This is a genomic window from Pseudidiomarina xizangensis, assembly GCF_052541995.1.
The window spans coordinates 576952-597917 of sequence record NZ_JBOBQA010000001.1 but is presented as its reverse complement, the minus strand read 5'-3'; the positions used below and the strand labels follow the sequence as shown (position 1 = coordinate 597917).

Below are 20966 nucleotides of genomic sequence, written 5' to 3'. Positions count from 1 at the left end.
CATCGCAACCATTAAATGCCCAGCTCGTAACTTGCTGGGCATTTTGCTTTAATGGCGGTGACTCATATGAAAGGGAAACAAAAGAATGAAAACCAAATTTACGGTTTCGATACTTGCCGCCATGATTGCGGCATCGTGCGCGACAACGAACGTACCTAGTACAACTGCGGAGGCTGCAACCGCGCCGGAAACTCTTAGTTTAGCCGAGACCAACACCAGTGCTGTTGCGGAAACGGGTCAATTAACCATTAAACAGATCATGTCTGATCAAGAATGGGTAGCTCGCTCGCCTAATTCTGCTTATTGGATGCTAGACGGCAGTGGTGTTATCTACCAACAAGAACGGGCAGGAAGCGTCGTCAATGATTGGTTCCATTTGCCGGAAGATGAAGCTGACGCGCATCAAATTCCGGTCGAAAGACTGCACAATTATGCGTACGAAAATGCTATCTACAACGATGATCGAAGTCTTGTAGCCTACACTTTCGAAGGCAACTTATTTGTGCACGATATGGAAGCAGGGGAAGTTCGACAATTAACTCGAGATGAAGCAAGCCAGTCACAATTAGGTTTTCTTAACGATGGTCGTCTGAGCTTTCGTCAGGGTAATGACTTTTACGTCGTGAATCCGCGGACTGGCATGACCGAACAAGTCGTTGCTTTGGCTACACGTGATAAACCTGAAGCCGTGTCGGCACCGAAAGATTTTGTGGCGCGCGAACAGCTGAACTTGATTGAGTTCGTGCAAAACGAACGTCATGATCGCCAAACCCGCGCTGATCATCAGGCCGAACTTGCTAAAGCAAATAACTCTCTTGCGCCACAGCCATTTTATTTGGGTAACAATAAGCAGATCGTTGCAGCCAGCTTGTCACCAGCGGGCGATAAAGTTTTAGTTGCTATCACTGACCCGCAAAGTTGGCGTGATGATGGTGACATAATGCCGAATTATGTCGCAGAAGATGGTCGCGTGAAAGCTGAGTCTGTGCGTCGCCGCGTTGCCGACGCGAAACCTGTTGAGCATCAGTTATTGCTGTTGGATTTAGCGACGGGTGAACAGACACCTTTTACTTACAATACCTTACCGGGTTGGAATGACGACGTTCTTGCCGAGGTTAAAGCGGAAAACTACGCTGCTCAGGGCAAAAATTACGAGTCTCAAAAGTCGCCTCGTGCGATAACACTAATGCAAGATTGGGGTTGGCAAAGTGGAGCGATCCGTTGGTCTGAATCTGGCCAGAATGCTGTTGTAATGCTTGAAGCATGGGACAACAAGGACCGCTGGATTGCTTCGGTTGATTTTGCTGGAAAGCAACTTATCAACGAGCATCGTTTGCATGACGACGCGTGGATAAATTATACCCATAACGAGTTTGGTTTCTTACCCGATAGCGACAATAGAATTTGGTTCCAAAGTGAAGAAGATGGCTATGCCCACCTCTACACTAAAGAACTTGGTGGACAACAGCAGCAACTTACCAGCGGTAAGTTTGTGACTGAAAACCCTCAAGTTGATGCCCAAGCGGAATCCATCTATTACACAGCTAACGCTTCGCATCCCGGTATCTACGAGCTTTACCGAGTGAATTATCGTACCGGTGAAAGTGAACAGCTCACTGATCTTGACGGCATGGTTCAGTCCTTCGACGTGAGTCCAGCCAACGATAAAGTAGTACTGACATACTCGAGTGCCTTACAACCGCCGGAATTATATGTGCAGTTATTGTCAGAAACTGCTACCGCGGAGCGTATTACCCATACTGCGACGGAGCAATTTAGCAGTTTTGATTGGAGCGTCCCAGAAATCGTTCCAGTGCCATCTAGTCATGTGGATGAGCCAATTTACACGCGCGTCTATTATCCGCAAGATTACGATCCAACTCGTGCTGAAAAATACCCGGCGGTAGTGTTTATTCACGGTGCAGGCTACTTGCAGAACGCCCACGCCGGTTGGTCGAACTACCAACGTGAGTTTATGTTCCATACCTTCTTAAACCGTCAGGGCTATGTGGTACTGGATCTCGATTACCGTGGCTCGAAAGGTTACGGACGGGACTGGCGCACGGCAATCTATCGCAATATGGGTTGGCCAGAAGTTGAAGACCTAGTTGATGTGGTGCAGTGGGCTGGTGAAAATACCAACGTTGATACTAACCGTATGGGGACTTACGGCGGTTCTTATGGTGGTTTTCTAACCTTTATGGCGCTATTTAATGAGCCAGGCTTATTCAAAGCTGGTGCGGCGCTACGTCCGGTGGCGGATTGGGCACATTACAATACCGGTTATACTTCGAACATTCTGAATCTGCCTGATGATGACCCAATTGCCTATCGTCGCAGCTCGCCGATTTATTTTACCAAAGGGCTTGAAGATGCGTTGCTGATTAACTCGCCAATGGTGGATGACAATGTTTTCTTTCAGGATAGCGTGCGTCTTGTGCAGCGCCTGATTGAGCATGAGAAAAAAGACTTTGAAACGGCTATTTTCCCAGTCGAGCCTCATGGTTTTCGTCAACCTTCGAGCTGGCTTGATGAATACCGTCGGATCTTTGAGTTATTTGAAGAGAACCTTAAATAGCTGAGGTAAGGTTAACAGAATAAAAAAAGGCCGAAATCGATGATTTCGGCCTTTTTATTTAGTAGCTACTCAATGTTCTAAATTGAACGCCTTAGTCTTTTGAAGTTTTGCACTTCGCCATTTCAGCTTGAGCTCTAGCCCGAGCTTGGCCATAACTTGCTACCGCATCGGCCTTGCTGAACTCTGCACGTTGGCTCTCATCAGCTGCAGCAAAAGGCTTAAAGTCGTCAGTCCGTGGTTGCGCACTAGCTTTCGCCATAGGTGCACTAATCTTGCTACCTTTAACCTTTGGCTTAGGCACAGCTTTGTTTGCTGTAGGCTTGGGCTTGGGCTTGGGCTTAGTCTTAGGTTTAGCTTCGACTTCAGGCTCAGCTTCGACTTCAGGCTCAGCTTTGACTTCAGGTTCAGCTTGGACTTCTGGCTCAGCTTCGGCTTCTGGCTTAGCTTCGACTTCAGGCTTAGCTTCGGCTTCAGGCTCAGCTTCGGCTTCAGGCTCAGCTTCGACTTCAGGCTTAGCTTCGGCTTCAGGCTCAGCTTCGGCTTCTGGCTCAGCTTCGGCTTCTGGCTTAGCTTCGACTTCAGGCTCAGCTTTGACTTCAGGTTCAGCTTCGACTTCTGGCTTAGCTTCGGCTTCAGTCTTAGCCTCGGCTTCTGGCTTAGCTTCGACTTCAGGTTTAGCTGTGACGTCTTCCGCAGCAGCGGTATCATCTAACTTCAGTTCAACCTGAGTATCTTCTGTTTTGTCCGCGTTTGCAGCTTCGGCAGCTTTTTTCTCCGCCGCTACATCATTTGCCGCCTGGGTCATACGTGCTGAGCGTTTTCTCGGCTTGGCATTGTCGCTAGTTTTAGCGGGAACGGCTTCTGCTTCACCATCTTTAGCTGATTGATCGGCAGTTGTTGCGTCGTCTTGCTGATTTTCAGCTTTCCGACGTTGGCCTGCAGCGCGCTGATGACGAGGGCTGCGACGTGAACGGTTGCGTCCTTCTCGTTTTTCACCATCTTGTTGTTCAGACGTGGTTGTGGTCTGATCTGACGCACTTGTGTCTACTGTTGTGTCAGCAGCTGTGTGATCGCTAGTTGTTGCATCAGCAGGTTTGGTTGACGCCGCTGGTTCATCTTTAGCAGACTCATCAAGTTTTAGATCAGGGACCGCAGCCTCTTTTTTCTGAGCTTGCTCGTCTTGACCCATACGCACCGATTTATCAAGTTTACGACGTTGACGACGTGGTTTAACTTTCGCCTCGGTTTCTTGCTTCGGCTCTGGCGCGTTCTCGGTAGTCTCATCTTTCGGTTTTGGCGTAGCGTCGGATTGCTGACGATTACGGTTTCGACCACCACGGCGTTGTTGGCCACGTTCATTCTTCTTACCGTCTTTGTTGCCGGTGTCTGGTGCGCTATCTTTAACTTCTTCCGGCTTCTCGGTAACACCTTTTTGTTCTTCGTCACGTGGACGTGAACGATTGGTATTACGACGACGTTGGTTACCGCCACGTTGATTACGACCCTGTCCGCCACGGCGATTGCTATTACGGTTACGGTTATCGTCGCGTTTTGGTTGCTGGCTTTGCTGTTGTTCGCTGTCATCATTAGCGAACAGATCTTTAAGCCATTTACTAACCCGTTTTAATAACGATGGAGCTGTGTTTACCACTGCTTTGACTGCCGCTTGAGGTACTGGCGTAGGAGCTGGTGCGGCTGGTGCCTGTAAACCTTTTAGTGCAGGTTCTTCAAAGCTTGGTTTGTCTTTGTTCAAGACAACTTCAGTACTAGTATCTTCTGGTTTCTCAATTAGTTTAAAGCTATTTGCTTCTTCTGTTTCGTCGTTACGCAGACGTCTAACGTCGAAATGAGGCGTATCCAAATGTAGATTTGGAATGACCAGCACCGAAACTGAATGGCGTTTTTCAACTTCCGCAAGGGCCTTACGTTTTTCGTTCAGCAGGTAGGTTGCAACAGTAACTGGCACCTGAGCTTGAACTTGAATGGTATTATCTTTTAATGCTTCTTCTTCTATTAAACGTAAAATCGACAGTGCTAAAGATTCTGCAGAGCGAATTGTGCCATGGCCATCGCAACGCGGGCAGACATGGTTGGAGGACTCTCCCAGCGATGGACGTAAACGCTGACGCGACATTTCTAACAAGCCAAAGCGTGAGATCCGAGCGACTTGAATGCGCGCCCGATCTTGCTTCAGACTATCGCGTAAGCGGTTTTCAACTTCGCGCTGATGTTTCATTGGCGTCATATCGATAAAATCGATAACCACTAAGCCACCGACATCACGCAAACGAAGTTGACGCGCAATTTCTTCCGCTGCTTCTAAGTTTGTTTGAAAGGCTGTTTCTTCAATATCGCCGCCTTTGGTTGCCCGGGCAGAGTTGATATCAATTGAAGTCAATGCTTCGGTCGGATCGATGACGATGGAACCGCCTGATGGTAATCGAACCTGGCGTTGAAACGCTGATTCAATTTGGCTTTCGATCTGGTAATGATTAAACAGCGGAATGTCACCGTCGTAAATTTTTACGCGGCTGACGAAATCTGGACGGATCAGAGTGACATGGTCACGAACCTGTTCGAACACTTTTGGATTATCGATGAGAACTTCACCGATATCACGGCGCAGGTAATCACGGATAGCACGAAAGACAACGTTGCTTTCCTGATGGATCAGGAATGGAGCAGGGCGTTGCTGTGCGGCTTTCTCAATTGCTTGCCAGTGATGCACAAGTACATTAAGATCCCAGTCCAGCTCTTCCGCTGACTTACCAACACCTGCTGTACGAACAATAAGGCCCATACCATCTGGCAAATGCAAATCGCTCATCGCCTCTTTCAGCTCGGTACGCTCATCGCCTTCAATACGGCGTGAAATACCACCTGCGCGCGGGTTGTTCGGCATCAATACAAGGTAGCTTCCGGCTAAAGAGATAAAAGTTGTCAGCGCTGCGCCTTTCTGGCCACGCTCTTCTTTATCAATTTGCACAATAACTTCTTGCCCTTCTTTAATGACGTCCTTGATATTGGGACGGCCAGAGAAGGTATAGCCTTTCGGGAAGTAGGTTTTGGCAATTTCTTTTAGCGGGAGGAAGCCATGACGTTCAGCGCCATAATCGACGAAGGCGGCTTCAAGGCTTGGTTCGATACGGGTGATTTTACCCTTGTAGATATTTGCTTTTTTTTGCTCGTGACCCGGACTTTCGATATCTAAATCGTATAATCGCTGTCCGTCCACCAAAGCAACGCGCAGCTCTTCTTGCTGAGTTGCATTGATCAACATTCTTTTCATAGTTGTGACTCTTTTTTGTGCCACAACACAGTACGAAGGCGCACTCGCCATCGCTATTTCGAGGTTAAATTGTAGACTGCCATCGCGCTATCGCAGCGGGTGATGACACCTCCCGTTGTGTTACTGAACACTAACGTGAGGTACGCAATTGGTTACCAAGCCGAAATACGCTTGTGTTCGTACCGTGTCGTCGCAAAATGCGTTGACAAATTAGTGACTCGGTCTTGTGCATGTTCCGTGCCATCAGAATCTCAAAGGCGTTGTGTGCACTTTTGTATCCTGAGGTGGAGGTTTCGTTGCAATCGCATTCGATGCGCCAAGTCACCACTAAAATTTTTAGCTTATACCGCTCTCAAACTGTCCGGTGCGGTTTTTTCCGGATAGTCATTATCCCATGAACAGGGTTGTCAGTACAAGATAAAATAAAGGTACAAAAATGCAGTCACCAAAATCGGAAAATGATAAACTTTATGCCATGAGCGAAAATCAACAAATACAAGTACGTTGGGTCACCATCGAAGCTGATTATGCTGGCCAACGGATCGACAACTTTTTGCTTGCGCAGCTGAAGGGGGTACCCAAGTCGTTGGTGTACCGCATCGTGCGCAAGGGGGAAGTGCGGGTAAATAAAAAGCGTTGCAAGCCCGACTATAAACTACAGGAGGGTGATCAGGTACGTATCCCTCCCGTGCGCGTCGCGGAGCGTAACCCATTGCCCTCGGCGAAGCTGGACCAAGTACAAGCACTTAATGATCAGGTGCTGTATGAAGATGATCTGTTAATAGTATTGAACAAACCGGCTGGGTTAGCTGTTCACGGTGGGTCTGGGTTGCAATTTGGACTTATTGAAAGTCTACGATCATTGCGACCCGATGCTAAGCATTTAGAACTGGTGCATCGTTTAGATCGCGAAACCAGCGGCTGTATTCTGATTTCAAAGCGTCGCTCGGCGCTGCGTTCTCTGCACGAGCAGCTGCGGGAAAAAACCATGGACAAACACTATCTTGCTTTGGTACGTGGTCACTGGCAGGAACATGTGAAATTTATCGCCGCCCCCTTACTAAAAAACACGTTGAAATCGGGCGAACGGGTGGTGCGGGTAGATACTGCTGGGAAACCATCAGAGACGCGGTTTCGGGTTAAACAAAAGTATAGCAACTGTACCTTAGTTGAAGCTTCACCGATAACGGGACGCACGCATCAAATTCGTGTCCATGCTTTACATGCCGGTCACCCGATAGCTTGTGATCCAAAATACGGTGATCAAGTGTTTGCTGCGGCAATGAATGAGGTTGGCCTCAACCGTTTATTCTTGCATGCGCACAAGCTAACATTCCGGCATCCGCAGAGTGACAAAATGATTACTGTGGAAGCGCCTTTAGATAGCACCTTAACCAACACCTTAAAACGTTTACAAGCATGAAATACGAATTACTTATTTTTGATTGGGACGGCACCTTAATGGATTCTGTTGGTCGCATTGTATCGTCGATGCAAGCTACTGCTGCACATTTGTCGTTGCCAATCCCGTCCGATACCCAAGTACGCGATATCATTGGTTTAAGTCTTGAACCGGCGATTGAACGTTTGTTCGGGACGCTTGATAGCGAGCGATATAGTCAATTTTTAGCGCGCTATCGCGATCAGTATGTAGAATTTGATCCAACCCCGACTCCTTTATTTGCAGGGGTTCGCGAGATGCTTGGTGATTTGCGGGCACAGGGATATCAACTTGCTGTGGCTACGGGAAAAGCGCGAAGAGGGTTGCAGCGGGTTTGGCAAGAGACCGATATGGCGCATTACTTTGATGTTTCGCGTTGTGCTGACGAATCAATTTCAAAACCCGATCCGCGAATGCTGTATGAGTTACTTGAAGAAACTCAGTGTAGCTTAGATAAAGCTCTGATGATTGGCGATTCTATACACGATTTACGAATGGCTCAAGCTGCAGGAATGGATCGTGTTGGTGTTGATTTTGGCGTTCATTCAGCTCAACAATTGACGGCTTATGCGCCGTTGGCGGTGCTGTCTTCATGGCAACAATTCCCAGCTTTACTGAGCGGAAAACACGGATAGGAGGGCGGTTTATGGCAACTATTGTACTAGCATCGACATCACCATATCGCCGCATGTTACTTGAAAAGGTACTACCTGATTTCAGTTGTGCGGCACCCCATGTTGATGAAACTGCTGAGCGTGGTGAAGATGCCCAAGCTTTGGTGGAACGACTAGCCATTGCTAAGGCACGTGCTTTAGCAGAGGAATACCCAGCTCACCTGTTAATTGGCTCCGACCAAGTCGCGGTAGTCGACGGTTGTATTCTTGGTAAACCAGGAAGCGCGGCCAATGCCATCAAACAATTAAACGCAGCAAATGGCAGAACCGTTAGCTTTTATACTGGGTTAGCGGTTTATCACAGCGGCAAAGATGAGTTGTTATCTTGTGTTGAACCTTTTGATGTGACCTTTCGGCAACTTTCGGCAGCTGAAATTGAAGGGTATGTCGCTTTGGAACAGCCTTTCAATTGCGCTGGAAGCTTCAAGAGCGAAGGGCTCGGTATTAGTTTGTTCGAGTCATTACGGGGTGACGACCCCAATAGTTTGATTGGTTTACCGGTGATTCAGCTATTAAAAATGTTACGGCACTGGAATGTGAACCCATTACTGCCAGAGAACAGCATAAAAAGCTGAAAATCACTTGTTTTCAGCACCTGAATCCTTTAATATTCGCGCCCTATGCAGAAGGTTCGTATACCCATTTCGGTCGATCCGGTAAAAAGTGCCGGTAAGCAGTTGAGTTACCTTGGTGTTGTGCCAGGTGCATCGCTTAACCGTTTACAAGAGCTTTTGGTTGTTCCTTGTGCTGATGTTGAGGCAGAGCTGGAGTTTGCAGTGGACGCACAGAACATCAAGCACCTAAAAGGGCATGCCGAGGTCAAAGTCACAGTCGCTTGCGAGCGCTGTGGAGATCCCATGGCAGTTGAGCTGGTAAGTGACTTTGTTTACGCACCAGTGACAAAACGCCAAACGGCCACCGATATGCCGAGTGAGTACGAAGCCATTGAAGTAGATGAGCTTGGCGAAATCCAACTGCATCGAATAATTGAAGATGAGCTGATATTAGCGATGCCAGTTGTGGTAAAACACGATGAGCGCGAATGTCGTATAGATAGTAATGCAATGCAGTGGGGCAAGATTGAAGACGCCACCAGTGATAAGGATAATCCTTTCGCAGTGTTGCAAGAATTAAAGCGTAAATAAACCTAGGAGATAGCGTAAATGGCTGTACAAAAGAGTAAGAAAAGTCGTTCACGTCGCGACATGCGTCGTTCTCACGATGCACTGAACGGCCCTACACTGTCGGTTGACTCTACCTCTGGTGAAACGCATCGTCGTCACCATGTAACAGCTGACGGTTTTTATAAAGGCCGTAAAGTGATTAACAAATAACCAGTACAAGGAAGTGAGGCTATGGCCGCACTGACTCTGGCACTTGATGCAATGGGGGGCGATAATGGCCCCTCAATTGTTGTTGACGCACTAGTCGATGCGTTATCTGTATTTCCCCAGCATCACTTTATCGTTGTCGGCGATGAAGCTGAGCTAGCACCTCTATTAGCTGCTCAACAGCTTGAACAGCATCCACGCGTCACTCTCAAACATGCAAGCCAAACCGTTGAAATGGGTGACAAGCCAGGCTATTCGCTGCGTGCGAAGCCCGATTCGTCGATGCGTATTGCCTTAGATCTGGTTGCCAGCGGAGAAGCCGCTGCTTGTGTTAGTTCCGGTAACACTGGCGCGCTGATGACCAAAGCCTATTTCTCATTAAAAACCTTACCCGGGGTGTTGCGCCCAGCGCTAATGTCGGCTATTCCACAAGCGTCTGGAGGTAGTGCCTTTCTGCTAGATTTAGGTGCGAATCCAGTTTGTGACAGTGACACTTTGTTTCAATTCGGTGTTATGGGTTCGGTTGCCGCTAAACAAGTGCTGCATAAAGAAAATCCACGCATTGCACTGTTAAATATGGGTGAGGAAGACATCAAAGGAAACGATGTCGTAAAATCAACTGCGCAACTATTCCAACAATCTAAGACATTAAATTACATCGGTTTTATCGAAGGCGATGACCTGTTTGCAGACAAGGCAGATGTTATTGTTTGTGATGGTTTCGTGGGCAATATTGCACTAAAAAGCTGTGAAGGTCTCGCTGAATTATTGCTGACCAATATTCGTGCCAACATCCATGCCCACTGGTTAACACGTTGGTTCGTTAAACTTTTCTATAGTCGCTTGCAACGTTCATGGGACTGGTTGAAGCCCGACCACTACAATGGTGCAAGTCTGATAGGATTGCGGGGCGTCGTAATAAAAAGTCACGGTGATGCCAACGCAAAAGCTTTTCTTAGCGCGATTGAGCAGGCCGTATCGGAGACGCAACAGGACCTCCCGACACGTATTCGTGATCAGGTGGAAAACGTACTCCTAGAGCAGGAATAAAGGTTCTTATGTTTTCTAGAATCGCAGGCACTGGGCATTATTTGCCAGAGCAGTGCTTGACCAATGCCATGCTTGAGCAACGCGTCGACACAACTCACGATTGGATTGTTGAACGTACAGGCATTCATCAGCGCCATATTGCAAGTAACGGTGAAAATGCTGTCACTATGGCGGTGGCTGCCGCACGTCAAGCTTTAGCAGCAGCAGAAACAGAAACCTCCGAAATTGATTTGATTGTGGTCGCCACAACTTCGGGAGACCGCGCGTTTCCGAGCGTTGCGTGCGAAGTGCAAGCAGCGTTAACCGAAGCAAATATACCTGCTTTTGATGTAGCAGCTGCTTGTTCAGGCTTTATCTTTGCCATGAGCGTGGCGGATCAATATATTCGCAGTGGTACTTATCGTTCGGTGCTGGTTATTGGTACTGATGTATTATCACGCTTGTGCCATCCCGATGATCGCAACACCATCGTGCTATTTGGTGATGGTGCTGGTGCTGTAGTACTGCAAGCCAGCGAAACACCAGGAATTGAATCAACCCATTTACATAGTGCTGGTGAGTTCGCCGATTTATTGGGCGTAAATCATCCCCAGCGTGCTGGCGCAGGACCGGCAGAGGCATTAAGTGAAGCCTGGATGTACATGAAGGGCAATGAAGTGTTCAAAGTTGCGGTGAGTAAATTAAGCGAACTGGTTAATGAAACCTTAGTTGCCAATGACTTAACGTCGGATGATTTGGATTGGTTGGTTCCCCATCAAGCGAATTTACGTATAATCAAAGCAACTGCAAAGAAACTAAAAATGCCGATGTCGCAGGTTATTACAACGCTCGCTGATACCGGCAACACCTCGGCCGCATCGGTTCCAATCGCGCTTGATGTGGCGGTTCGGGACGGACGCATACAGCGCGGTCAAAAATTACTGTTAGAGGCTTTTGGCGGTGGATTCGCCTGGGGCTCTGCATTAGTCACGTATTAACTAACACGAAAGGAAGGCACCATGCGCGCATATGTTTTTCCAGGACAAGGCTCACAAACCGTCGGTATGCTAGCTGATGTTGCTGCTGAGTACTCAGTGGTCGGTGAGACCTTTGCTGAAGCCAGCGAAGTGCTTGGGTACGACCTCTGGCAACTGGTTCAGGATGGTCCGGCCGAACGGCTAAATGAAACGCAACGCACGCAACCCGCGCTGCTGACTGCCAGTGTCGCGCTTTACCGTGCACTAGAGCAGGCCGGTGTTGTTGCGCCACGTTGGTTAGCTGGACATAGCTTAGGCGAATACTCAGCTCTGGTATGTAGTGGCTGCTTAGATTTTAAAGATGCGGTAGCCTTAGTTGCGAAACGCGGTGAGCTGATGCAGGAAGCGGTACCCACTGGCGTGGGATCAATGGCAGCCATCATCGGTCTCGATGATGCCTTGGTTGAAGAGGCATGTGCGGCAGCCGCGGGCGACCAAATCGTCGGCGCTGTGAACTACAATTCACCAGGGCAGGTGGTTATTGCAGGTAACGTAGAAGCGGTGGAACGCGCTGGAGAAGCTTGTAAAGAGCGAGGTGCAAAACGTGTATTGCCACTACCAGTGAGTGTGCCATCGCATTGTGCACTCATGCAGCCTGCGGCAGAGCATATGGCGGTTGAACTTGGAAAAATTACTTTAACCACGCCAAATATTCCGGTAGTAAATAATGTTGACGTTAAAGTTGAACGCGACGCTGACAAAATTCGCGATGCCTTAATTCGCCAACTTTATTCGCCGGTGCGTTGGACCGAGACGATTCGCTACTTGGTTGAACAAGGTGTTACCGAGATTTATGAAATTGGCCCAGGTAAAGTTTTGACCGGGCTTAACAAGCGTATCGATAAAACAGTGCAGGGTGATGCTGTGAATACTGTTGATGCCATTAAAGCAAGGATTTAGATCATGACAACAATAATGCAAGGTCAGGTTGCGCTCGTTACGGGTGCTAGTCGTGGAATTGGCAAGGCCATCGCTGAACAACTCGCCGCTCAAGGTGTAAAAGTTGTTGGTACAGCAACCAGTGATAAAGGCGCAGCGGCAATTTCCGCATACTTAGGTGACCATGGTGAAGGACGTCAACTTGACGTTACTGATGCTGAAAGCGTCGCCGCAGTATTGGCAGCTATTGATGAAACCTATGGGCAATTGGATATTCTGGTTAATAACGCAGGCATTACCAAAGACAACTTATTAATGCGCTTAAAAGATGATGATTGGGATGCCGTGCTGGACACCAATTTAAAATCTGTCTATCGTCTTTCTAAGGCCGTCATGCGCGGTATGATGAAGCGGCGCAGCGGGCGTATTATCAATATTTCATCGGTGGTCGGAACTACCGGCAACCCTGGACAGACTAACTATTGTGCAGCAAAAGCTGGACTGGTTGGTTTTAGTAAAGCTCTTGCGCAAGAAATCGCCGCTCGCGGAATTACCGTGAATTGTGTAGCTCCAGGCTTTATTGACACCGATATGACCAAGTCTTTGACTGACGATCAGAAACAAGCCATCTTCGCGAATATACCGGCCAACCGCTTAGGTCAGCCTGCAGAAGTTGCTGCCGCGGTGGTGTTTTTAGCGTCACCAGGGGCGGCTTATATTACGGGCGAAACCATTCATGTTAATGGTGGTCTGGCAATGGTGTAAGTAAATCGGTGAGCAAGGGGTATGACCTCTCGGGAAATCACGAATTTTTCCTTTATTAATGCCGCCGCATTCACTACACTAAGCCCAAATTTGAACACGATATCTAAATGAAGGGACATTGAAACAATGAGTACTATTGAAGAACGCGTAAAAAAAATCATTATTGAACAGCTTGGCGTTAAAGAAGAAGAAGTAAAATCAGCAGCTTCTTTTGAGAACGATCTTGGTGCTGACTCACTTGACACAGTTGAGTTGGTCATGGCTCTTGAAGAAGAGTTCGAAACTGAGATTCCAGACGAAGAAGCTGAGAAGATCAAAACTGTTCAAGCCGCTATCGATTACGTGACCAATCACGCAAACGACTAAGCGCAAGCTTATTGAAAAGGGCGGAATGAAAATTCCGCCTTTTTTCTATGTGGCACAACGGCAGCGAGTTACCCGACCAAGCTCTTGATCGCGGTCTCCAATTTGGCGACGGCCACTTTACCACGCTTACTATCGAAAACGGGCATATCCGTTGGTGGTCAAGCCACTGGCAGCGCTTGCAATCAGCGAGTCAACGACTCCACCTTTATTTACCTGCTGAAACTGAACTTTACAGTTGCTTAACGCAACTTGCCCAGCGCAATCCAAGCCAGGATTTAGTGGTCAAAATTATCGTTACTCGAGGCTCCGGCGATCGAGGTTATGGTTTTGATACTCAATCCACCGCCAATTGGTACATCACCGCAACACCTTTGTTAGAACGTTCTGCCAAGCCGTTACGGGTTGACGTTGCGGAATTACGCTTAAGCCGGTCAGTAAATCTGGCAGGGCTAAAGACTCTGAACCGGTTGGAGCAAGTATTATTGAGCCATGAACGGCAACAGCGCTCGCTTGATGAGCTGATTGTCTTAGATACTGACGCACAGGTAGTGGAAGCTATTTCCAGTAATCTGATCTGGCGGCAAGGCCGAGACTGGTTTACCCCGCAGCTTGAGCATGCAGGAGTCGCTGGCGTTGTCAGGGCACAACTGCTGGCCCAGCAACCGATAAAGATACAGGTGTGTGACACCTCATCGCTAGCGCAGATTCTGGCGGCCGATCAACTGATTTTAACCAATAGCGTTTTAGGCTTGCGCCCAGTTGCGCAAATAGGCGAACATAGGCTTACTGATCCGACATTACCTAAGGCATTAAAAAACTGGTGGCAGGCATCCAACGTTTTTTCTTAATTAGCGTTACTCTTATCGTTCTCGGCGCACTAGTAGGTGGTTATTGGAGCTATCAACTGGCGCAGCAGCCGTTGCAGTTAAGTGGTGAGCCAAAACTGTTAGAGATTAAACGCGGCGCCCATGCGAAATCAATTTTAAACGAGTTGGCGCAACGCGGATGGCTGCAGCAAGCTGTTACGCCGAGTTACCTCGCCAGTCGGCTTTGGAGTCACCCGGAAGGCTTACAGGCGGGCGTCTATCAAATTCGCAGCAAGCAATCCTTAGCCGATTTTTGGCAACAGTTGCGACAGGGGGAACAGTATCAATTCAGTATTACCTTAATTGAAGGCCAAACCTTAACGCAATGGCTGACGGTAATTGCCGCGCATCCCTACATTAAGGGAGCAGAGGAGCTTAGCTCTCCGACAGAATTGATCACTAAGGTTACCGATAACGATGAGCTTAGCTCGTTGGAAGGTTATTTGGCGCCGGACACTTATCATTTTTTTGCTGGCACGGCAGCGTTGAAATTGTTGCGTACAGCGTATATGACTCAGCGGCGACGCCTTGACAAACTTTGGCAGCAACGTGCGTCAGGACTACCTTACACAGCTCCCTACGAATTACTTATTATGGCGTCAATTATTGAAAAAGAGACTGGCTTGGGTAGTGAGCGAGATTTAGTCAGTTCAGTGTTTGTGAATCGGCTAAATACCGGTATGCGATTGCAATCAGACCCTACTACAATTTATGGTATCGCTGATTTCGACGGTAATTTGACGCGGGCACATTTACGTGAAACCACAGCGTATAATACTTACCGCATTGATGGTTTACCGCCGACTCCGATTGCGATGCCAAGTGAGGCGAGCCTGCTTGCTGCAGCGCAGCCGGCAGCATCACCCTATTTCTATTTTGTCGCTGACGGTTCGGGAGGCCATATATTTTCTGAGACATTGGCGGAACATAATCGTGCAGTTGATCGCTATCAACGAGGAAAGCATTAACACTATGCAGGGAAAATTTATCGTTGTTGAAGGTTTGGAAGGCGCCGGTAAAAGTTCGGCGATCGCCAGTTTAGTGAGTCATTTGCAAGCTAAAAGTATCGCCACTCTGACGGTGCGTGAGCCAGGTGGCACACCACTTGCAGAAGCGTTACGTGATTTGGTCAAGCAAGACTGGCAAGAAAACCTCAGTGCGGAAACTGAATTGTTACTGATGTATGCAAGTCGGATGCAGCTGGTGCAAAATGTGATAAAACCCGCCTTAGCGGCTGGTAAATGGGTCATTGCTGATCGTCATGATTTATCTTCACGGGCTTATCAAGGTGGCGGGCGAGAATTAGGCGACAATAAACTGCAAACCCTGAAACAACTGGTATTAGGCGATTTTGTACCGGATTTAACCTTGCTCTTGGACCTAGATCCGGAAGTAGGTCTTCAGCGTGCACGTGAACGCGGTGAGCTGGATCGTATCGAACAAGAAACTGTAGCTTTTTTCGAACGCACCCGGTCACGGTATCTGGAAATTGCCGAACAGGATCGGACGATTCAAGTTATTAATGCAGAACAGCCAATGGCTGATGTGCATCAGGCATTGATTAATGCACTTGAATTGGCATTATTTGGTGAGCGAGGATTAACTAAGTGAGTTTACCTTGGCTACGAGAAAACTGGCAACAACTGGTCAATGAACATGGCAGTGGTAAACTCAGTCATGCGCACTGCGTACCTTGGCAACCAGATATTGGCGCCGAAGCCTTTATTAAAGAATGGCTGAAGCTGTTATTGTGTAGCCAAGCCAAACTACGTGCATGTGGTAAGTGTAAGAGCTGCTTATTACATAAAGCCGGCAACCATCCAGATTATTATGAGGTTGCCAGTCGTGACGGGAAGGGGATAAGCGTCGATCAAATCCGTGAACTTACCGGGAAGTTGCAGCAAACACCTAATCAAGCGGGTGCCAAGGTGGTCTGGTTGCGTGATGCTGAGCGCATGTCAATTACCGCCGCAAATGCGTTACTAAAAACCCTGGAAGAACCCACACAGTCGACCTATTTTGTGGTGAGTCCTGAACGAACTGAACGTTTACTTCCCACCTTGCGTAGTCGTATGCAATTGCAGCGTTTTAATATTCCAAGTGAAGCTACGGTCGAGCAATGGCTAGGGCAACAATTACAACGAATGTTGACGGCCGACGAGCAACAGTTGTGCAAGCGCTATCATCAGCGACCACTGGTATTGTTGGAATGGTTGAAAACCGAGCGAGTGCCACCTGATTACTTGCAACAACTTGCTGCAGCGCTACTCGGAGATGCTGGTTGGCCTGCGCCGGATAAATCAAATTGGCGCGATTGGTTGCTTACTACTGAACAATTACTTGGTGAGTTTATGCGCTTGAAGCAAGGCTTGAGTAGCGAGCATTTACAGTTAGTCTCCCAACAGGGACAATTGAGCCGCTGGTTAACCGAAAAAAATTATCAGGTGACAGAATTAAATGATTGGTTAAAATCATGTTATGGTATACGAAGAAAAATCGCCGAACAAAGCGGTCTTAATGGCCCCTTACTACTCCAAGAACTCTGGACGAGGTTGCATTAACAATGGCAGCGAAGCGTATTCATTTAAAATCAGAAGAACAATTACGCCGCATGTTTATGCCGTTTATTAAAGGCGGGGCGTTGTTTGTTGCGACCGATGATCCTTATAGCATTGGTGATGAACTCTCGCTACTGATCCGGTTGCCTGGTGATAGTGATGAGACGCTGGTGAAAGGTAAAGTGGTTTGGTTGGCACCAGCGCGGCCTGGACGGACCGATCAACGAGGTGTTGGGGTGCAATTTTTAGAAGATAAATCCCATCTTCGTAATCGAATAGATACGTTACTTGGTCATCTCGGCGAATCGACCGCACCTACCGCAACCATGTAATAAAGCAGTTCCCGATAAGTTTTAGCACAACGTTAAGGAGTCGCTGTGTATATCGATTCACATTGTCATCTTGATAAATTAAAGCTGGATGAATTTGACGGTTCACTAGCGGAAGTTATTACGCAAGCAAAGCAAGCAGGTGTTCAGCAGATGCTTTGTATCGGCGTTACACTCGAAGATTTTCCGGCTATGCGAGAGCTAGTAAGCGAGTACCCAGAGATAGCTATTTCTTGTGGTGTGCATCCATTGTACATCGCCAAGCATCCGCTCGAACAACAGCAGTTAAAAGAATTTGCTGCTACCGACGAGGTGGTGGCTATCGGTGAAACCGGGCTCGATTACTTTTACGATGGTGACAGTAAAGTAATTCAACAACGCAGTTTTTCCTATCACATCCAGCTTGCCAACGATTTGAGTAAGCCATTGATTATTCATACACGAGACGCACAAACCGATACCTTAGGGTTATTACGCGAGGGTCATGCCGAGCGGTGTGGTGGAGTATTGCATTGCTTTACCGAGTCATATGAAATGGCAAAACAAGCTATTGATGAGTTTGATTTTTATATCTCAATTTCGGGTATCGCAAGTTTTCGCAATGCCAGTGAATTGCGTGACGTGGTGAAACGACTACCATTAGATAAGCTACTAATTGAAACTGATAGCCCTTGGTTGGCACCTGTTCCACACCGAGGTAAACAAAACCAGCCAGCCTATGTGGCTGACGTCGCAAAGTGTGTTGCGGATATCAAAGGGATAAGCTTGGCGGAGGTTGCCACAGCCACAACTGCTAACTTTTTCCGGTTATTTGATCGGGTAACACCCGTGGTACGATAAATTTTCGTAAAAAACAGCAAAAAATTTAGTAAAATTCTAATTGTTGTCTACAATCAAATCTACCTTCAAAATTTATCGAGTTAGCGCACGGCTCAATCCCTTGAGCCATTCCCCTAAGCTCGGGACTTATCAATTGGTCCCGAGCATTTTTTTATCTAAAGACCAACAATGAAGAGGTAAAGCTATGGGAACAGCGACCGGATCATCACAGGATCGCTCTGATCGACCAGACTTTGATACTGAGTTACAAGCTATCGCCGATTATGTGATGACAACTTCCATTGATAGTGACCTCGCCTGGCAGACTGCGCGTTATTGTTTTATGGATAGTCTTGGCTGCGGTTTACTTGCACTACGTTATCCGGAGTGCTTAAAACATCTGGGCCCCCTGGTTGAAGGTACTTCGGTACCGCACGGGTCACGCGTTCCCGGAACCTCTTTCCGTCTCGATCCGGTCAAAGCGGCATGGGATATCGGTTGTTGCGTACGCTGGCTGGACTTTAATGATACCTGGCTTGCCGCAGAGTGGGGGCACCCTTCAGATAACCTTGGGGCGATTCTGGCAGTCTGTGATCACGTATCACAGCAACGTGTGGCGCGTGGTGAGGCGCCTATGACTCTAAAAACTGTATTAGAAGCCATGATTAAAGCGCACGAAATTCAGGGTGTGTTGGCTTTAGAGAACAGTTTCAATCGTGTCGGTTTGGACCACGTTGTACTGGTTAAAGTGGCCTCAACCGCAGTAGCAACCTGGTTGTTAGGAGGTAATCGTCAGCAGGTACTGTCGGCGTTATCGCATGCCTGGGTTGATGGACAGGCGCTACGCACGTATCGACATGCACCTAACGCAGGCTCACGCAAATCGTGGGCGGCGGGCGACGCCACGAGTAGAGCGGTTCGACTTGCCGGTATTGCTATGCGCGATGAAATGGGAATACCCGGCGCGCTGACGGCGAAGGAATGGGGCTTTTACGATGTGACGTTTAATAAGCCGTTGCAACGGGAACAGAACTACGCCAGTTACGTGATGGAAAATATTCTGTTTAAACTTTCTTTTCCTGCCGAGTTTCATGCGCAAACTGCCTGTGAAGCGGCCATGACGCTGCATGAATCCGTGAGTAATCGCCTTGACGATATTGAGAAAATCGTCATTACGACCCATGAATCAGCACTTCGGATCATTGCTAAAGAGGGGAAGCTGGCCAATCCAGCAGATCGCGATCACTGCTTACAGTACATGGTTGCTGTACCGTTGATTTTTGGTGCGCTAAACGCTGATCATTACGAGGACGATTTTCATCAGGCGCATCCGGAAATTGATGCGTTACGCGAAAAAATGGAAGTGGTTGAGAATGAAAATTACAGCCGCGATTATCTGGATCCTGATAAACGATCAATCGCTAATGCGCTGCAAGTTTTTTATAAAGACGGTTCGAGCTCGGAGCAGGTTGAAGTGCAGTACCCGATAGGCCATCGCCAGCGTCGCGCTGAAGGGTTGCCGGTGCTAAAGGATAAGTTTGCGAAAAACCTGGCCACACGCTTTCCGCAACAACGTGTGGCACATATTCTCGAGGTTTGTTCCGATCACGCGCGTTTGTTAAAAACGCCGGTACACGAAATGATGGCGTGGTTAACGATTTAACCGCGCCAAATCACCAACAAGATAAGTACTGGGCAAACAAATTTCACATACCAAGGCCAGATTTTCCAAAACCATGAGGTTTGGATTTCTGGCGAACCTTCCTGTAATGCTTTCAACAAGAAATGCTGGCGTAGAATCCAGGTTAACAAGAGACCGAAAGTTAATCCCAATAATGGTTGCATGTATACCGTAGTTACGGTGATTACTAAGCCAAATAAACTCTCGAAGTTGTAGATAATGATGGCGGAAATAAGACCTATCGTCAGGCCTACCACCCATGCCATTTGCGAGCGCGGCTGGCCAGTTTCCTCTCGTAGTGCGTTGACTGGCGCCTCAAGCATCGAAATTGATGAAGTGATGGCGGCGATGACCATCAGCGTGAAGAACGCGAAGGCAACCCACAATCCGGCGCTTCCCATCGAATCGAACATTGCTGGCAACACGGCGAACACCAGAGTATCTGAAGAAAGCAGGGCGCCGGCATCATCATAAATAACTACCCCTAACTCTTGCGCGGCAAACATTGCCGGCAAAATCAGCAAGCCAGCAAGAAAGGCAACTGAGGTATCCAGGCCCGCAACCCAACCGGCAGTTTTCGGTAAGTTTTCTTGCTTTGACAGATAGGCGCCATAGGTCATCATGCATGCCGCGCCAATAGATAGTGAGAAAAATGCCTGTCCCATTGCACGGATGATTAAATTTGGCTCAAACACGCGGCTAAAATCGGGCGTTAGATACATCTTCAGACCCTCGCTGGCACCGGGTAAGGTCAGGATGTAGATGACCATCGCAATCAATAGTACGAACAGGAGAGGCATCAAGCGGGTAGACCAACGTTCGATACCGTCGGTTACACCGGAACGCACCACATGAATGGTTAACAGCAAAAACAACACCATCATGCTGAGATTCCGCTCAACGCTAAACGCGGTAAGCCATTCAGCCGCTGCGTAGAAGCCAGTTAATTCGGCAACAGGTGCGAACATAAAGGCCAGTAACCAGCCAGAAACGATGGCGTAGAAACTCAGGATCAGTGATAACACAACCAGTGCCACAATACCGGTTAGAGCCCCGAAGCCACGCCATAGTGGTTTTTCGCTCAATGCACGCAGCGCTTCAACGGGGTTCTGTTGCCGCATGCGTCCAATGGTAAGCTCGGCGACTAACATCGGATAAGCAAGGGCCAGGATCATGAAGAGATAAACCAGTAAAAACGCTCCACCGCCATTACTCGCAGCTTGTGTGGGAAAGCCCCAAATATTACCAACCCCAACAGCAGAACCAGCTGCAGCGAGAATAAAACCGATGCGCGAAGAAAAAGCAGGTGATGAAGAAGCCATAG

Annotated in this window: 20 protein-coding genes; 18 read left to right on the top strand and 2 right to left on the bottom strand. The window is 48.1% G+C overall.

Features of this window, described 5'->3' with window-relative positions; translation table 11 throughout:
• Positions 1 to 85: 85 nt before the first annotated feature.
• Complete coding sequence (locus ACQ5ES_RS02765) at positions 86 to 2578, top strand: S9 family peptidase (RefSeq protein WP_445014429.1); 2493 nt, start codon at positions 86 to 88, stop codon at positions 2576 to 2578.
• Positions 2579 to 2669: 91 nt separating this feature from the next.
• On the opposite strand, the gene rne is transcribed toward ACQ5ES_RS02765, so the two are convergent.
• On the bottom strand, positions 2670 to 5867 hold the full coding sequence (rne, locus tag ACQ5ES_RS02760; protein WP_445014428.1) for a ribonuclease E: 3198 nt from the start codon (positions 5865 to 5867) through the stop codon (positions 2670 to 2672).
• Positions 5868 to 6342: 475 nt separating this feature from the next.
• Between rne and rluC the strand changes: the two genes are divergently transcribed.
• The 17 genes from rluC (at position 6343) to ACQ5ES_RS02675 (ending at position 19624) form a co-directional block, all read left to right on the top strand.
• Positions 6343 to 7290 (top strand): 23S rRNA pseudouridine(955/2504/2580) synthase RluC, encoded by a 948-nt coding sequence (gene rluC, locus ACQ5ES_RS02755; protein ID WP_445015372.1) that lies wholly within the window; start codon positions 6343 to 6345, stop codon positions 7288 to 7290.
• The gene (locus ACQ5ES_RS02750) at positions 7287 to 7943 is read left to right on the top strand and encodes an HAD-IA family hydrolase (protein ID WP_445014427.1); all 657 of its coding nucleotides are present in this window, start codon (positions 7287 to 7289) and stop codon (positions 7941 to 7943) included. Before rluC ends, ACQ5ES_RS02750 begins: the two co-directional genes overlap by 4 nt.
• 11 nt (positions 7944 to 7954) lie before the next feature.
• Positions 7955 to 8557, top strand: coding sequence for a Maf family protein (locus ACQ5ES_RS02745; protein WP_445014426.1), 603 nt, complete (start codon positions 7955 to 7957; stop codon positions 8555 to 8557).
• A gap of 45 nt (positions 8558 to 8602) precedes the next feature.
• Positions 8603 to 9127, top strand: coding sequence for a 23S rRNA accumulation protein YceD (gene yceD / locus ACQ5ES_RS02740; RefSeq protein ID WP_445014425.1), 525 nt, complete (start codon positions 8603 to 8605; stop codon positions 9125 to 9127).
• A gap of 18 nt (positions 9128 to 9145) precedes the next feature.
• Complete coding sequence (gene rpmF, locus ACQ5ES_RS02735) at positions 9146 to 9316, top strand: 50S ribosomal protein L32 (RefSeq protein ID WP_445014424.1); 171 nt, start codon at positions 9146 to 9148, stop codon at positions 9314 to 9316.
• A gap of 21 nt (positions 9317 to 9337) precedes the next feature.
• Complete coding sequence (gene plsX, locus ACQ5ES_RS02730; RefSeq protein WP_445014423.1) at positions 9338 to 10363, top strand: phosphate acyltransferase PlsX; 1026 nt, start codon at positions 9338 to 9340, stop codon at positions 10361 to 10363.
• Positions 10364 to 10371: 8 nt separating this feature from the next.
• Entirely contained in the window at positions 10372 to 11340 is a 969-nt protein-coding gene (locus ACQ5ES_RS02725) for a beta-ketoacyl-ACP synthase III (protein WP_445014422.1), read from the top strand.
• Positions 11341 to 11361: 21 nt separating this feature from the next.
• On the top strand, positions 11362 to 12279 hold the full coding sequence (gene fabD, locus ACQ5ES_RS02720; protein ID WP_445014421.1) for an ACP S-malonyltransferase: 918 nt from the start codon (positions 11362 to 11364) through the stop codon (positions 12277 to 12279).
• 3 nt (positions 12280 to 12282) lie between these two features.
• Positions 12283 to 13023, top strand: a complete 741-nt coding sequence (gene fabG, locus ACQ5ES_RS02715; protein ID WP_445014420.1) for a 3-oxoacyl-ACP reductase FabG — start codon at positions 12283 to 12285, stop codon at positions 13021 to 13023.
• 126 nt (positions 13024 to 13149) lie between these two features.
• The gene (gene acpP, locus ACQ5ES_RS02710; protein WP_445014419.1) at positions 13150 to 13389 is read left to right on the top strand and encodes an acyl carrier protein; all 240 of its coding nucleotides are present in this window, start codon (positions 13150 to 13152) and stop codon (positions 13387 to 13389) included.
• A 47-nt stretch (positions 13390 to 13436) separates the two neighbouring features.
• Positions 13437 to 14237, top strand: a complete 801-nt coding sequence (gene pabC / locus ACQ5ES_RS02705; protein WP_445014418.1) for an aminodeoxychorismate lyase — start codon at positions 13437 to 13439, stop codon at positions 14235 to 14237.
• Positions 14210 to 15223: an endolytic transglycosylase MltG gene (gene mltG, locus ACQ5ES_RS02700; protein ID WP_445014417.1), complete on the top strand. Its 1014-nt coding sequence runs from the start codon at positions 14210 to 14212 to the stop codon at positions 15221 to 15223. The genes pabC and mltG overlap by 28 nt, the downstream gene beginning before the upstream one ends.
• 4 nt (positions 15224 to 15227) lie before the next feature.
• A complete protein-coding gene (gene tmk, locus ACQ5ES_RS02695; RefSeq protein ID WP_445015370.1) occupies positions 15228 to 15866 on the top strand; it encodes a dTMP kinase in 639 nt (212 codons plus the stop codon).
• Positions 15863 to 16816 carry a DNA polymerase III delta subunit-related protein gene (locus ACQ5ES_RS02690; protein ID WP_445014416.1) on the top strand — a complete coding sequence of 318 codons (954 nt, stop codon included), beginning with the start codon at positions 15863 to 15865 and terminating at the stop codon, positions 16814 to 16816. Before tmk ends, ACQ5ES_RS02690 begins: the two co-directional genes overlap by 4 nt.
• Positions 16817 to 16818: 2 nt before the next feature.
• Entirely contained in the window at positions 16819 to 17145 is a 327-nt protein-coding gene (locus tag ACQ5ES_RS02685) for a PilZ domain-containing protein (RefSeq protein ID WP_445014415.1), read from the top strand.
• Between the two features lie 45 nt (positions 17146 to 17190).
• The gene (locus tag ACQ5ES_RS02680; protein WP_445014414.1) at positions 17191 to 17982 is read left to right on the top strand and encodes a TatD family hydrolase; all 792 of its coding nucleotides are present in this window, start codon (positions 17191 to 17193) and stop codon (positions 17980 to 17982) included.
• Between the two features lie 184 nt (positions 17983 to 18166).
• Entirely contained in the window at positions 18167 to 19624 is a 1458-nt protein-coding gene (locus tag ACQ5ES_RS02675; RefSeq protein WP_445014413.1) for a bifunctional 2-methylcitrate dehydratase/aconitate hydratase, read from the top strand.
• On the opposite strand, the gene ACQ5ES_RS02670 is transcribed toward ACQ5ES_RS02675, so the two are convergent.
• Positions 19621 to 20964: a sodium-dependent transporter gene (locus ACQ5ES_RS02670; RefSeq protein ID WP_445014412.1), complete on the bottom strand. Its 1344-nt coding sequence runs from the start codon at positions 20962 to 20964 to the stop codon at positions 19621 to 19623. The genes ACQ5ES_RS02675 and ACQ5ES_RS02670 overlap by 4 nt on opposite strands.
• Between the last annotated feature and the right edge of the window lie 2 nt (positions 20965 to 20966).

Coding starts and splice junctions, on each gene's coding strand:
- rluC (WP_445015372.1), top strand. CDS start 6,343: ATGAGCGAAAATCAACAAATACAAGTACGTTGGGTCACCATCGAAGCT.
- ACQ5ES_RS02765 (WP_445014429.1), top strand. CDS start 86: ATGAAAACCAAATTTACGGTTTCGATACTTGCCGCCATGATTGCGGCA.
- plsX (WP_445014423.1), top strand. CDS start 9,338: ATGGCCGCACTGACTCTGGCACTTGATGCAATGGGGGGCGATAATGGC.
- fabD (WP_445014421.1), top strand. CDS start 11,362: ATGCGCGCATATGTTTTTCCAGGACAAGGCTCACAAACCGTCGGTATG.
- ACQ5ES_RS02685 (WP_445014415.1), top strand. CDS start 16,819: ATGGCAGCGAAGCGTATTCATTTAAAATCAGAAGAACAATTACGCCGC.
- ACQ5ES_RS02745 (WP_445014426.1), top strand. CDS start 7,955: ATGGCAACTATTGTACTAGCATCGACATCACCATATCGCCGCATGTTA.
- ACQ5ES_RS02675 (WP_445014413.1), top strand. CDS start 18,167: ATGGGAACAGCGACCGGATCATCACAGGATCGCTCTGATCGACCAGAC.
- rpmF (WP_445014424.1), top strand. CDS start 9,146: ATGGCTGTACAAAAGAGTAAGAAAAGTCGTTCACGTCGCGACATGCGT.
- acpP (WP_445014419.1), top strand. CDS start 13,150: ATGAGTACTATTGAAGAACGCGTAAAAAAAATCATTATTGAACAGCTT.
- tmk (WP_445015370.1), top strand. CDS start 15,228: ATGCAGGGAAAATTTATCGTTGTTGAAGGTTTGGAAGGCGCCGGTAAA.
- ACQ5ES_RS02670 (WP_445014412.1), bottom strand. CDS start 20,964: ATGGCTTCTTCATCACCTGCTTTTTCTTCGCGCATCGGTTTTATTCTC.
- ACQ5ES_RS02750 (WP_445014427.1), top strand. CDS start 7,287: ATGAAATACGAATTACTTATTTTTGATTGGGACGGCACCTTAATGGAT.
- rne (WP_445014428.1), bottom strand. CDS start 5,867: ATGAAAAGAATGTTGATCAATGCAACTCAGCAAGAAGAGCTGCGCGTT.
- ACQ5ES_RS02725 (WP_445014422.1), top strand. CDS start 10,372: ATGTTTTCTAGAATCGCAGGCACTGGGCATTATTTGCCAGAGCAGTGC.
- yceD (WP_445014425.1), top strand. CDS start 8,603: ATGCAGAAGGTTCGTATACCCATTTCGGTCGATCCGGTAAAAAGTGCC.
- pabC (WP_445014418.1), top strand. CDS start 13,437: ATGTGGCACAACGGCAGCGAGTTACCCGACCAAGCTCTTGATCGCGGT.
- fabG (WP_445014420.1), top strand. CDS start 12,283: ATGACAACAATAATGCAAGGTCAGGTTGCGCTCGTTACGGGTGCTAGT.